The organism is Litoreibacter sp. (genome assembly GCF_058136045.1).
Genome location: NZ_JBYVDD010000003.1, coordinates 780175 through 793365 on the forward strand (window position 1 = coordinate 780175; position 13191 = coordinate 793365).

Genomic DNA, 13191 nt, shown 5'->3' on the forward strand with positions numbered 1-13191 from the left:
CGGACCGGACCTTATGGCCAAACAACCCACCCACAAATGTACCGAGTGTGGCGCGACCCATTTCAAGTGGTCAGGCCAGTGCGAGGCCTGCAATGCGTGGAATTCTATCATTGAAGAAGCGCCGTTGACCACTGGCCCCGGCAAGAAGTCCCTTGGGGCCATGCGCGGCAAAGCGTTGGAGCTATCGGGCCTGAACGCCAAGGACGACCCGCCTGCACGCAGTGCCTCTGGCGTGGGTGAATTGGACCGCGTATTGGGCGGCGGCTTGGTCGAGGCTTCGGCCATTTTGGTGGGCGGTGATCCGGGCATCGGGAAATCCACGTTGCTGTTGCAGGCTGCGGCACGGTTCGCGCGCAATGGGATGCATGTCATCTATGTTTCCGGCGAGGAATCCGCCGAGCAAATTCGCATGCGGGCCGCACGCCTTGGCCTGTCCGAGTCCCCCGTGCGTCTGGCCTCCGAGACCAATTTGCGCGATATTTTAACCACCTTGGACAAGGAACGCCCCAAGCTGGTGATCATCGATTCCATTCAAACTATGTGGTCTGATCAGGTCGACAGCGCGCCCGGATCGGTCAGCCAAGTGCGCGCGGCGTCCCATGAATTGGTCACCTTCGCCAAACGCACCGGCACGGCGGTAATTTTGGTCGGGCATGTCACCAAAGAGGGCGCGATTGCCGGCCCGCGCGTGATCGAGCATCTGGTCGACACGGTGCTGTATTTTGAGGGCGACCGCGGCCATCAGTTCCGCGTGCTGCGCGCCGTCAAAAACCGCTTTGGCCCCGCCGATGAAATTGGTGTGTTTGAGATGACAGGGCGTGGGCTGGCCGAAGTTACCAACCCCTCCGCGCTGTTTCTCAGCGACCGCGACAAGCCTGCCCCCGGCTCGGTGGTGTTTTCCGGCATTGAAGGCTCGCGTCCGGTGCTGACCGAGATACAGGCGCTGGTCGCCCCCTCGCCTAATCCACAGGCGCGACGCACGGTGGTTGGGCTGGATAGCCAACGGCTCGCCACCATTCTGGCGGTGTTGGAATCACGCTGCGGGGTGCCGTTTGCGGGACTTGATGTCTACCTAAACGTCGCTGGCGGCATGCGCGTGAGCGAGCCTGCCGCGGACCTAGCTGTTGCCGCCGCGCTACTTTCGGCCCGCGAGGACGTGTCTTTACCGCCAGAATCAGTGGTTTTTGGTGAAATCAGCCTGTCAGGTGCGCTAAGGCAGGTCTCACAGGCAGAAAACCGGTTGAAAGAGGCGTCCAAACTGGGCTTTACCTCCGCCATCGGCCCACGGCAGAAAAAGCTGCCAAAAGTGGATGGCATGACATTACGCACGATGCCTGATCTGGCAACATTCGTGCAGGAACTATTTGGCACCGATCCGGCGCCCTAGGAGAGAGACGAGATGGAAGGTTTCACGATTGTAGACGGCGTAGCGGCTGGGGTTATCGTTATCTCGGCGATCCTCGCCTATTCGCGCGGGTTGGTCCGCGAGGCCTTGTCCATTCTGGGCTGGGTTGCCGCCGCAGTTGTCGCCTTTATGTTTGCGCCGCAAGCCGTGCCGCTGGCCAAGGAAATTCCCTACCTCAACACCCTGATCGAGGGCTGCGAGCCAGCCACCATTACCGCATTTGCGCTGGTCTTTGCGCTGTCATTGGTTGTGGTGTCAATTTTTACGCCAATTTTAGCGGGTGCCGTACAGCGCTCGGTCTTGGGGGGCTTGGACCAAGGTTTGGGCTTCTTGTTTGGCGTGGCGCGCGGCGCGGTTTTGGTTGTGGTTGCCTTCGTGATCTACGATCGGGTGGTGGCAGATCAAGCCATCCCGATGGTTGATGATTCGCGCACGGCCAAGGTGGTGGCCCAGATGTCTGGCTCCGTGGACGAGGTGATTCCCACCGATGCACCGGGCTGGATCGTGGGCACTTACGAGAACCTGATCAGTCATTGCACCGCTGAGACGCGTAATTCTGACGCATAAGGTCGGAATTGCTGCAATAAACTTGCGTTAACCCCTCAGTGCTATATCGCTTATGGGGAACCGCCCTATCAGAGCCGGGAAAGCAGTATGTTTCAAGACCGAGTTGCACCACAAGCGCTGACACTTAGCGCCGACGCCCCTGCCAAAGAATGGATCAGGCATCTGGCGAAGTATCGCGACCCTAATACGGCGCGCTCTGGGTTCGAGTTGGCGGTGACTTTGTTGCCCTTCATTGGTATTTGGGCCGCCGCTTGGGCTATGTTGTCCGTCAGCTATACGCTCGCTGTAATGCTCGCCATGGTGAACGGTCTGTTTCTGGTTCGCATCTTTTGCATTCAGCACGACTGCGGCCACGGGTCGTTTTTCGCCAACTCCCGGGTAAGCGATTGGGTCGGGCGCGCTTTGGGCGTTTTGACCATCACCCCCTATGACGTCTGGCGTCGCAGCCACGCGATCCACCACGGGGCCGCAGGTAATCTTGACGCACGCGGGTTTGGTGACATCGACACATTGACCGTTGCCGAATACGAGGCGCGCAGCAAGTTTGGCCAGTTCAAATATCGCCTGTACCGCAACCCGATCACCTTGTTTTTGGTTGGGCCCGCTTATGTGTTCTTCTTTGAGCAGCGCTTGCCGATCGGCTATATGAAATCCGGTGCCAAGTACTGGTTGTCCACCATGGGCACCAATGTTGGTATCGCCGTTATTTTAGGCGTGATCGTGTGGTTTGGCGGTTTGATGCCTCTGCTATTGGTGTTCATTCCATCGACCATGATGGCTGCGGTACTGGGTGTTTGGTTGTTTTATGTGCAACACCAGTTTGAGGAAACTCACTGGGATCACCAAGAAGACTGGCAGATCCATGAGGCGGCTTTGCATGGCTCGTCTTACTATGTGTTGCCTCCTGTGTTTGCCTGGTTCTCGGCCAATATCGGCATTCACCATGTGCATCACCTTTATTCGCGTATCCCGTTTTACCGCCTGCCAGAAGTGTTGAGAGACCATGGGCAGTTGGCCGTCGCAAACCGCATGTCGATCCGTGAAAGCATTCAAACCGTTGGTTTGCAATTGTGGGACGAAAAGACACGTCGCTTACGCTCGTTTAGGGATGTCCGTCGGGACCATTTCGCTAAGTAATTTTTCACATTTTTACCAAGCCTCGCCGGCCCAAGTCTCATAGACCTGCGCACCGGGGTGAAACCCATCCTCGGACATATGCTCTGGTGCCAGGAGTGCTTGGCGATGTGGGGAATGAATAGATCGAAGGCCCCTCAGCTTCCACACCGCAGTACGCGCCTGCCGCCCTTAAAAAGCTAAAACTGGCAGGAATGCCAGCTTCATCACCGCGTCACGCATCGCGCCAAACCCCGGTGTCGATCCCGTCCAAAGACCACTCCCCGACCCGCAGCCGGATCAACCGCAAACACGGATGCCCCACGGCGGCGCACATCCGGCGCACCTGCCGATTGCGCCCCTCGATGATTGTTATCTCTAGCCAGCTATCGGCCACGGTTTTGCGCACCCGCACTGGCGGATCACGCGGCCAAAGCCAATCCGGCTCCGCCACTGGCATGACCTTCGCAGGTCGGGTTTGCCCGTCTTTCAAAGTCACACCGCGACGCAATTGTTCCAAAGACGTTGATCTAGGATCACCCTCGACTTGCGCCAAATAGGTCTTTGGGGCCTTGAATTTTGGGTCTGCAATGCGGGCTTGCAAGCGCCCGTCATCCGTCAACACCAACAGCCCTTCGCTGTCGCGGTCCAGCCGTCCAGCGGCATAAACCTTCGGCACATCAATGAAATCCGACAGAGTGGCACGCGCCTGCCCGTCGGTGAACTGCGACAAAACCCCATGGGGTTTGTTGAAAAGAATGATCCGTGACATGCCCCCTTCATGCCATGCGCTTAAACTTCCCACAACGTCGCAAACCTCGCGTGACTTCCATGGCTGAACCGCCTATCCCTGTCACAAAGCTGTCACGCGGATTCGGAGCTGCCCCCATGTCGCAAGCGGACCTAGACCAATGTGCTGAGCCTTGGCTCGCCAACCCATTCGATGATGATAAATTAAAGGAAGAATGCGGGGTATTTGGGGTCATAGGCACCTCTGATGCGTCCAACTTCGTGGCCCTCGGGCTGCACGCCTTGCAACATCGCGGCCAAGAGGCTGGCGGCATCGTCTCCTACGACGCGGAGGTCGGTTTTCAACAAGCCCGCCGCTTTGGTTATGTACGCGATAATTTCACCTCACAAAAAATTATGGAAACCCTGCCCGGCGCGTTGTCCATTGGCCATGTGCGCTACTCCACCGCAGGCAATAAGGGCCAAACGGCCATCCGCGACGTGCAACCTTTCTACGGGGATTTCTCCCTTGGCGGCGCCGCTATTGCCCATAACGGCAACATCACCAACGCCGACGCCCTGCGCAAAGAACTGGTCGATCGCGGCTCTATTTTCCAATCCTCCTCCGACTCGGAATGCATCATTCACCTGATGGCGCGCTCCATGGGGCGCACGATTCCGGACCGCATGGAAGAAGCCTTGCGCAAGGTTGAAGGCGCGTTCTCAATCGTCGCCATGACCCGCACCAAACTAATCGGCGTGCGCGACCCACTGGGTGTGCGTCCGCTGGTGCTTGGCAAAATCGGCGATGGCTGGGCATTGTCATCCGAGACTTGCGCGCTGGACATTATCGGCGCGGAATTCGTGCGCGAGATTAAGCCCGGCGAGATGGTGGTTATCACCGCTAAGGGCGTCGCGTCGCACTTCCCGTTTCGCCCTGCCAAATCACGGTTTTGCATTTTCGAGCATGTCTATTTTTCGCGCCCTGACAGTATCCTTGGGGGTCGGTCCGTCTACGAGACCCGCGAGGCCATTGGTCGCGAGTTGGCAAAAGAAAGCCCTGTGGACGCCGATATGGTCTGCCCCGTGCCTGATTCTGGCACCCCCGCAGCCATTGGGTATTCGCTGCAATCGGGCATCCCCTATGCGATGGGCATCATCCGCAACCAATACGTTGGCCGCACGTTCATTGAGCCAACAGAGCAAATCCGCAACATGGGTGTGCGCCTGAAACTGAACGTCAACCGTGCGCTGATCAAAGGCAAGCGGGTGATCTTGGTCGACGATAGCGTGGTCCGTGGCACCACCTCGCGCAAGATCAAGGAGATGATCCTTGATGCAGGCGCAGCCGAGGTGCATTTCCGCATCGCCTCCCCGCCCACTGCCTGGCCGTGCTTTTACGGCGTGGACACCCCGCAGCGCGACAAACTGCTGGCCGCCACGATGTCAGAGGACGAGATGCGCGACCATCTGGGCGTCGACAGCCTCAAGTTTATCTCGCTCGACGGGCTATACCGTGCCGTGGGCCAAGGTCAGGGGCGCGACAACGCAAGCCCTCAATATTGTGACGCCTGTTTCTCGGGTGAATATCCCGTGGTCCCAAGCGACCAAATCACCAAAGGGTTCGAGTTGAAGGCGGCAGAGTAGTCCGTGTTAAAGAAGCTAGCTTCATATTTCTTAGGAGCAAGCAGCGTCGTGAAATCTTACCCCGTAGATATAAACTCCGATCCTCGTTGGCGGCGTCTAAAAGACAAAAGCTTCATCTGTTCGTGCTGTAATGAGCCTATTGGGGGATTAACAGACATTGGATACGATCATCCTGATCCATGGCCTCATGGCGCGCTTCGAGACACCGGAGAAGACATCTTGCGCGTCGGAGAAGACCAACTTGGGACGGACATCTGCATACTTGATGGCAACGCTTATATACGCGGTGTTCTACCTCTCCCGATCATTGGCACAACACAACGTTTCTGCTTTGGCGTATGGGCGAGCCTCTCAAAAGAGCGCTTTGAAAAATACATAGAAGCCGATGTGGCGGAAGGCTTTTCGCAGTTCAACGGATGTTTTGGCTGGGTCATGAACGGCCTGCCCTATTTTGATTTCCCTGACCCTTTTCCTGCCGATATTGAATGGGGAAAAGACCCTAGTGTTCGGCCGGAAATCTGGGTTCATCAAGGCGCCCATCCAGTGACGGCACTCCAGCACAGCGGTATTACGCTGGATCAGTTGCTTGATATTTATGCAGCGTCAGGCATGGATATTCGCCCTCATTTGCTCGACAGTTGACTAACCACCGCGCGCAAACATAGACCTTTTCAAGGCGGCCGCCTCTTTTACTTTTCCACGAGGCAAACAAAAACGCCGCCCCCAGCACGGGAGCGGCGCAAAAATCCGTAGGGTGGGGTTTACCCCACCATTAGGCTCAGGCTTTCTTGGAAAGCGCTTTCATACCGCCAGCAACCATCAAGGCCGCCAGAACGGATTTAACCGCGTCACCCAACAAGAACGGGCTTACCCAATGGGTCCAGATCGAGTTGGCTGATGAGCCTACCCATTTGGCTTCAAAGCCAAACATCTCTGCACCAGCCATTGGCCATGCAACACCGGGGATGTACAAAGCCGCGGATGCAACCAATGCGCCAGCACCCAAAACCAGTATGTTTTTAGAACGCTCTGCAAACAGCCCTGCGATAAAGGCCATTGCGATGAACCCAAACAAGAAGCCAGCCGTTGGGCCAACCAGCCACAACAGGCCTGCGCCGCCATTGGCAAATACTGGCAAGCCAGCGGCGCCTTCAACCAAATAGGCCACAACGGTTGCAGCGCCCATGCGCGAGCCAAAGGACAGGCCGATGAACAAGATCGCCAGCGTTTGCAATGTCATTGGAACTGGGAAGAATGGCACCGAGATTTGCGCGGCAATCGCGATCACAGCAGAGCCGCCCAAAACCAGCAGGGCCTTCTTAAGAAGCGTATCGGAGCCGAATGTGGCTTGTGTCAGGGTCATGGCTGTTCCTTCAGCGTTAATTCGTTGCTTCTTTTTCGGCAGTGCAGCATGTTTTGTCAAGCAATCGCCCTTGAAAACTGTCCCCTTACCCCCCCGATCGCACCCACCTTAGCGCTAACAGTTTGGCGCGGCTGCGTGACGCGGGGGGCAGACAGCCCTTGAACCTGCACGCCTGCGATGACACACGAGGCCCCATGACTGATAAAGCAGAGAAAATTGCGCTGGTAACTGGCGCGTCGCGTGGCCTTGGGGCCGCAATGGCCGAGGCGCTGGCAGCGCGTGGCTACCACGTTATCGCATTGGCGCGCACGGTTGGCGGGCTGGAAGAGCTGGACGACCGGATCAAAGCCAAGGGTGGCTCGGCCACTTTGGTGCCTGTCGATATTTGCGACGACGAGGCAATGGCGCAAATTTGCCACTCGATTCATGCGCGGTGGGGCCGTGTCGACCTACTGGTCCACGCCGCCATTCACGCAGCCCCCCTTGCACCAGTTGAGCATATCAGTGCCAATGACCTGGACAAAACCCTAACCCATAACGTGCGCGCAACGGCACGGCTGATCTTGAACACCACGCCGCTGTTGAAGGCCGCGCAAGCAGGCCACGCAGTGTTTTTTGATGACCCGGTTCAAGGCACCAAGTTTCACGGCGCTTATGGCATGTCCAAATCTGCACAGATGAGCATGGCGAAAAGCTGGCAATCTGAGTGCACCAAGACTGGCCCCGCCGTGCATATTGTGACCCCTGCCCCGATGCCCACCGCCACGCGCGGGCGGTTTTATCCCGGCGAGGATCGCTCCAAACTGGCCGATTGCCATATTGAGGCTGCCCGGCTTTTGGACCAATTGCCGATCTGAGGCCCTAATCCTGCCCAAATAGGTGCGTACCTAAGCGCCCATGAAACGATTATTGCTCTCTTTGCTTTTGGTGTGCACCCCGGTGCAAGCCAAAGACCCGTCACCACATCAGGCTTTGGATAAACTGTCCGAGGTTTTGCCATGGCAGGCCGTGGGACGCCTAGATTTGGGCCGCTCGGGTTTTTGCACAGGCGCAATGATCACCAAAAAACTGGTGCTGACAGCAGCGCATTGCATTTACAACAAGCGCACCGGAAAGTTGCGCAAAGCCTCGGAGATTGTGTTTCGCGCGGGCTACCGTATGGGGCGCTCTGCCGCGACGCGCACCGCCAAACGCTATGTTGTGCATGGTGATTACGTTTTCAGAGGCGGCTCAAACACCTATGCCCATATCGCCACCGATGTGGCCGTGATCGAGTTGGAGCACCCGATCAATAACGCCGCCATCCAGCCCTTCCGCACCCACCGAAAACCAGCGCAAAACGACCGCGTTATGGTGGTGTCCTATGCGCGTGGCCGTGCCGAGGTCCCCGCACTGGAAGACGGGTGCAAAATGACCCACGCGCGGCGCAATGTGCTGCATTACACCTGCGATATCGACTTCGGCTCCTCCGGCTCGCCAGTCTTTGTGATGACCGATCAAGGCCCGCAAATCGCCTCGGTGATGTCCTCGGTCAGCAAGCGCGACAGCGGCAACGTGGCCCTTGGGGTCGCTATGGGGCCAAGCGTGGACCAGTTGGTGCGCCAGTTGCAATCGTCCAATGCCAAATCCAAGTTTGTGAAAGTCGGAGCCGCCAGCCGCACAAGCCGTGTTGTCACCTCGCGGCTGCCCCAAATCAGCAACTAGACGAATTCACTTTATAATCACTCCGTTTTCTGGTCTGATAGCGCCATTGAAGGAGATATATTATGACTGATTTAAGCACAAAATCCCCGCTCGACATCAGCTATGACCAAACTCAAGGCCGCCTTGTCATTACGACACCGGGCGGTTTGGTCGTGCATGTCAACGACCCGCAAGAGGCCAAAACCCCATCCAGCACCCCCGATCTGGTGATTACGCCAGATGGCGATAGCCTGCGTATTAACGCGGCACAATCGCTCTCGGTCAATGCCATGGGCCATCTAAACCTGTCCGGCCAAGAGGGCGTGACGATTTCCAGCGGCGGCGATGTCACCATGATTGCCGACCACAACCTGACCGTTGCCGCGGCCGAGAGCCTGACGCTGAACGCCACCGACATCAAAGCCGATGCGACCGACACCTTCACCGGCGCCAGCGGCACCGAATCAACCCTTATCTCTGACGGCGAGACCATCGTGCGCGGCGCGATGATCCGCATCAACTAAAGGAGCATCCGATATGCCCCCCGCAGCCCGTCTTGGCGACAATCACGTCTGCCCCATGGTCGACCCCGGCCCCAAACCTCACGTCGGCGGCCCGATCTCTGGCCCCTGCGCGCCCAATGTGTTGATCGGCAATATGCCGGCGGCTGTTGTCGGTGATATGTGCGTTTGCGTTGGCCCGCCTGACACGATCAGCCAAGGCTCTACCAAAGTTATGATCAACAACAAACCCGCCGCGCGCTTGGGGGATCCAACCGCGCATGGCGGATCAATTGTTGTTGGTTTTCCAACGGTTATCTTTAACTAAGCCCTGTTTCAGGCGGCCAAATCAGGCCGCCTGTTCATCCTCGGCCTGTTGGCGATACCACAGCGAAGCATAGCGCCCGTCGCGCTCTAGCAGATCATCGTGCCTGCCCTGCTCCGCGATCACGCCATTCTCCAACACCACAATCAGATCCGCATGGGCCACCGTCGACAGCCGGTGGGCGATGGTGATCGTGGTGCGGCCCTGCGACATCTCTTGCAGGCTGTGCTGAATATCGGCCTCCGTCTCGGTATCAAGGGCTGAAGTGGCCTCGTCCAGCAGCAAAATCGGCGGGTTCTTGAGCAAGGTGCGCGCGATACCGACCCGTTGCTTTTCGCCGCCGGACAGCTTCAAGCCACGCTCGCCCACGGTGGTGGCATAGCCATCGGGCAGCTCCAGAATGAAGTCGTGAATTTTGGCCGCTTTGGCCGCCGCTTCGATCTCGTCGCGCGTGGCATTCGCCTTGCCATAGGCGATGTTGTACTCGATCGTATCGTTGAACAGCACCGTGTCCTGCGGCACCACGCCGATGGCATCATGCAGACTTTCTTGCGTCACATCCCGCACGTCTTGGCCGTCAATCGACAGCCCGCCGCCTTTGACATCATAGAACCGAAACAACAGCCGCCCGATGGTGGATTTCCCCGAACCGGACGGCCCGACGATAGCCACGGTCTGGCCCGCCTTCACCTCTAGCGACACCCCTTTGAGAATCGGGCGCGCCTCGTCATAGCCAAATTGCACATCATCGAGGCGCACAACCCCATTCGTGACCGCCAGTTCAGTGGCATCAGCCTTGTCTGTCACCTCGGAGGGTTGCTCCAAAAGGTCAAACATCTCCCCCATATCAACCAAGGCCTGACGGATTTCGCGATACACGGTGCCAAGGAAATTCAGCGGCATAGTGATCTGGATCATATAGGCGTTTACCATAACAAAATCACCCACAGTCAAGGTGCCATCCTGCACGCCCATGGCTGCCAAAACCATCACCACGACCAAGCCGCCAGTGATCAAAACCGACTGGCCAAAGTTCAAAAATGCCAGTGAATAGGACGTCTTGAGCGCCGAGGCCACGTAGCCTTCCATCGCGCCATCATAGCGCGCGGCCTCGCGTTTTTCGGCGCCAAAATACTTTACCGTCTCGAAATTTAGCAAGCTGTCGATGGCCTTTTGGTTGGCATCCGTATCTTGATCATTCATCTGTTTGCGGATTTTCACCCGCCATTCTGTCACCGCAAACGTGAACCAAGTATACAGCGAAATCGTGACAACAACGACCACCAAGTACCAGATACTAAACACAAATGCCAAGATCACAGCAATCATCAACAGCTCGAGGATCAACGGCCCGATCGAGAATAGCAAGAAGCGCAGCAAGAACTCGACGCCCTTTACGCCGCGTTCCACGATCCGGCTAAGACCGCCAGTTTTGCGTGTAATATGGTAGCGCATCGACAGGCGGTGAATATGCACGAAGGTCTCTAGCGCCAGCATCCGCAACGCGCGCTGCCCCACCCGCGCAAACATCACATCGCGCAACTGCTGGAACCCGACATTTAACGCTCGTGCCCCGCCGTAAGCCACCGTTAACCCGATCGCACCCATGGCCAACATCCAAGCGGCATCACTGGCATCGCCCGATAGCGCATCCACCGCCCCTTTGTACAGAAACGGCGTGCCGACAGCGACGATTTTGGAGAGCAGCAAAAACACCATCGCAATCACGACGCGCCGCTTTACCCACGCCTGATCCGCAGGCCAAAGATAGGGGATCACCTTGCGCAATACAGAGGTCCCGTCACGGCGCAAATCTTGCTTCATGCGGGCGTCAGAGACTTCAGTAACCATGGCTGGGTGGGCTTTCTTGGCTGGGCTAGGCTTCCTAACTTAAGACCCGCCGCACAGAAGGACCAGAGGTCGCGCAAAAGAAATGCCCGCAGGTAAACTTGCCAACCGGATATCTCCTCGCGCTCTAGCCTTCTGGCAGTGCAAACACCTGACCCGGATAGATCAGGTCCGGATTGCGGATCAGGTCCCGATTGGCCTCATAGACCCGCACATATTGCTCGCCCGACCCAAACTGGTCCCGCGCAATAGCCCAAAGCGTAAAGCCCGGCTGCACCGTCACCGCAGTGACCGAATGCGGTTTGGCCGAGGCAATTTCCGGGGCCTCGCGCTGGAACGGCGTCTCGACCCGGCTGGTCACCGCGCCTGCCGCGTTCACCTCGTCAATGCGCAAGCGATACACCCCCGCATCCACTTCCGGTAGCGGAGCTTCCCAAGCACCATCTTCCGCGATCCGTGTGGTCTTGATGGGGCGATCGTTCAAATACACCCGCACAAATCCTGCTGCCGTGCCGCGTCCAGCCAAAGCCACCTCGCCCTGCGCGTCATATGAGATCGTATCTATCACCACATTGGCCACGACCGGAGCATTATCACGCGTTGTCGGGGCGTCGGGCTGCGGCGCGGGCTGCACCAGTTTCACCCCTTCTGCATCTGCCAGAACAATCGCAGGCGCGTCCTTGGCGGGTGCTTCTTTTGGCGCGGGATCGGACACAGGATCATCGGTTGCAACCTCCACATTACGCACCGGCGAGATCAACAATGTGCCATCGCTGGCCAAACGCGTGCCATCCTCTTGCACCACTTCCATCGACAAAGCGCGCGGCGTTTCCGAGGCCGGAAAATCCAGCACCAAGCCAAACTTACCCGCCCTATCAGTTTGCGCACGGGCAAACTCCACCCCGTCAAGCATCAAAACCACAACCCGATCCGGCGCAGCGCTGCCCGCGATCACCCCGCCACCGTCGGGTTCAATCTGCACAACGTCAAACTTTGGCGTGGTGACAGGTTCAGGCTGCGCCGCGCCCTTAGACGAAACCTCCTCCTCAACCATGGGAGCAGCAACCGCTTGTTGGCCCGCGGCCTCGCTTACCTCTTTATCTGCCTTGATGGAGGGAGCCACGGCCTTCGCAGCCTCTATGCTCTCTGCGCTCTTTGTTTCTTCTGCAACCTTCGGCGCATTCAATAGCGTCGCGGGCGCCTCTCTCGGCACTTGTACCAGATCAACGTCAGGGCGCGACTGCACCGCTAAAATGACCCCGCCGACCACCACCACAACCAAAGCCACGCCCGCTCCGGCAGCAGGCCCGCTCAGCCCCATCTTCGACCAAATGGCCATGTCGCGTCTTCCTTCTCCCCCAGCCTTTTCCAAAAAGGCGTTGTCGCAGCGTAGCAGCCTCCATAGAACAAGGCAAAGCCACATCTGCGTTAGGAGATTACCCGATGTCCCACCCTAAATCCGTTTGCGTCTATTGTGGCTCCCGCTTCGGGGCAAAACCCAGCTATAAACAAGCCGCCGAGGATTTGGGCCGCGCCTTGGCAACCAACAACTGGCGCTTGGTTTACGGCGCGGGCGATGTCGGATTAATGGGCGCGGTGGCACAAGCAACCCAAGAAGCTGGCGGCGAGACCTTCGGTGTGATCCCCACGCATCTGTTCAACCGCGAAGTCGGCAAACGCGACCTCGACACGTTCATCATCACCGAGACCATGCATGAGCGTAAGAAAGTCATGTATATGAACTCTGACGCAATTGTCGTGCTGCCCGGTGGCGCAGGTTCGCTGGACGAGTTTTTCGAGGTGCTGACATGGCGCCAACTTGGCTTGCATAACAAACCCATCTACCTGCTCAATACCGATGCCTATTGGGCCCCGCTGGTGGCCCTAAACACCCATGTCGTAAGTGAGGGTTTCGCCGACCAATCCTTGCTGGATTTTGTCACGATCACCAACACAGTCGAGGCGCTCACCACCCAACTTTCACAAGCGCTGCGCTAACCCCATCATTGTT

14 protein-coding genes are annotated in these 13191 nt (G+C 57.7%); 10 read left to right on the forward strand and 4 right to left on the reverse strand.

Going from position 1 to position 13191, the window contains the following annotated elements:
- Positions 1-13: 13 nt before the first annotated feature.
- The 3 genes from radA (at position 14) to AC3Y7R_RS05155 (ending at position 3109) form a co-directional block, all read left to right on the forward strand.
- Entirely contained in the window at positions 14-1387 is a 1374-nt protein-coding gene (radA, locus tag AC3Y7R_RS05145; RefSeq protein ID WP_490040924.1) for a DNA repair protein RadA, read from the forward strand.
- A 12-nt stretch (positions 1388-1399) separates the two neighbouring features.
- Positions 1400-1972: a CvpA family protein gene (locus AC3Y7R_RS05150; protein WP_490040925.1), complete on the forward strand. Its 573-nt coding sequence runs from the start codon at positions 1400-1402 to the stop codon at positions 1970-1972.
- A gap of 87 nt (positions 1973-2059) precedes the next feature.
- Complete coding sequence (locus AC3Y7R_RS05155; RefSeq protein WP_490040926.1) at positions 2060-3109, forward strand: fatty acid desaturase; 1050 nt, start codon at positions 2060-2062, stop codon at positions 3107-3109.
- A 211-nt stretch (positions 3110-3320) separates the two neighbouring features.
- Here AC3Y7R_RS05155 and AC3Y7R_RS05160 read toward each other — a convergent pair whose 3' ends face one another.
- The gene (locus tag AC3Y7R_RS05160; RefSeq protein WP_490040927.1) at positions 3321-3857 is read right to left on the reverse strand and encodes a pseudouridine synthase; all 537 of its coding nucleotides are present in this window, start codon (positions 3855-3857) and stop codon (positions 3321-3323) included.
- Between the two features lie 116 nt (positions 3858-3973).
- Here AC3Y7R_RS05160 and purF point away from each other — a divergent pair, with 116 nt between their 5' ends.
- Together purF and AC3Y7R_RS05170 are read left to right on the forward strand one after the other, a co-directional pair.
- Entirely contained in the window at positions 3974-5461 is a 1488-nt protein-coding gene (gene purF, locus AC3Y7R_RS05165) for an amidophosphoribosyltransferase (RefSeq protein ID WP_490040928.1), read from the forward strand.
- 48 nt (positions 5462-5509) lie between these two features.
- Entirely contained in the window at positions 5510-6103 is a 594-nt protein-coding gene (locus AC3Y7R_RS05170; RefSeq protein WP_490040929.1) for a DUF2199 domain-containing protein, read from the forward strand.
- Positions 6104-6239: 136 nt separating this feature from the next.
- Here the strand turns inward: AC3Y7R_RS05170 and AC3Y7R_RS05175 are convergent, their stop codons facing one another.
- Positions 6240-6824 (reverse strand): biotin transporter BioY, encoded by a 585-nt coding sequence (locus AC3Y7R_RS05175; protein WP_490040930.1) that lies wholly within the window; start codon positions 6822-6824, stop codon positions 6240-6242.
- A 194-nt stretch (positions 6825-7018) separates the two neighbouring features.
- Here AC3Y7R_RS05175 and AC3Y7R_RS05180 point away from each other — a divergent pair, with 194 nt between their 5' ends.
- From AC3Y7R_RS05180 to AC3Y7R_RS05195, 4 genes are all read left to right on the forward strand, one after another.
- Positions 7019-7681, forward strand: a complete 663-nt coding sequence (locus tag AC3Y7R_RS05180; RefSeq protein WP_490040931.1) for an SDR family NAD(P)-dependent oxidoreductase — start codon at positions 7019-7021, stop codon at positions 7679-7681.
- A gap of 40 nt (positions 7682-7721) precedes the next feature.
- Positions 7722-8528: a trypsin-like serine peptidase gene (locus AC3Y7R_RS05185; protein WP_490040932.1), complete on the forward strand. Its 807-nt coding sequence runs from the start codon at positions 7722-7724 to the stop codon at positions 8526-8528.
- A 62-nt stretch (positions 8529-8590) separates the two neighbouring features.
- On the forward strand, positions 8591-9031 hold the full coding sequence (locus tag AC3Y7R_RS05190) for a hypothetical protein (protein ID WP_490040933.1): 441 nt from the start codon (positions 8591-8593) through the stop codon (positions 9029-9031).
- Between the two features lie 13 nt (positions 9032-9044).
- Positions 9045-9335 (forward strand): PAAR domain-containing protein, encoded by a 291-nt coding sequence (locus AC3Y7R_RS05195; RefSeq protein ID WP_490040934.1) that lies wholly within the window; start codon positions 9045-9047, stop codon positions 9333-9335.
- 21 nt (positions 9336-9356) lie between these two features.
- Here AC3Y7R_RS05195 and AC3Y7R_RS05200 read toward each other — a convergent pair whose 3' ends face one another.
- Both AC3Y7R_RS05200 and AC3Y7R_RS05205 read right to left on the reverse strand, forming a co-directional pair.
- Complete coding sequence (locus tag AC3Y7R_RS05200) at positions 9357-11156, reverse strand: ABCB family ABC transporter ATP-binding protein/permease (RefSeq protein ID WP_490040986.1); 1800 nt, start codon at positions 11154-11156, stop codon at positions 9357-9359.
- Between the two features lie 151 nt (positions 11157-11307).
- Complete coding sequence (locus AC3Y7R_RS05205; RefSeq protein ID WP_490040935.1) at positions 11308-12519, reverse strand: LysM peptidoglycan-binding domain-containing protein; 1212 nt, start codon at positions 12517-12519, stop codon at positions 11308-11310.
- 104 nt (positions 12520-12623) lie between these two features.
- Here AC3Y7R_RS05205 and AC3Y7R_RS05210 point away from each other — a divergent pair, with 104 nt between their 5' ends.
- Positions 12624-13178 carry an LOG family protein gene (locus tag AC3Y7R_RS05210; RefSeq protein ID WP_490040936.1) on the forward strand — a complete coding sequence of 185 codons (555 nt, stop codon included), beginning with the start codon at positions 12624-12626 and terminating at the stop codon, positions 13176-13178.
- Positions 13179-13191: the final 13 nt, after the last annotated feature.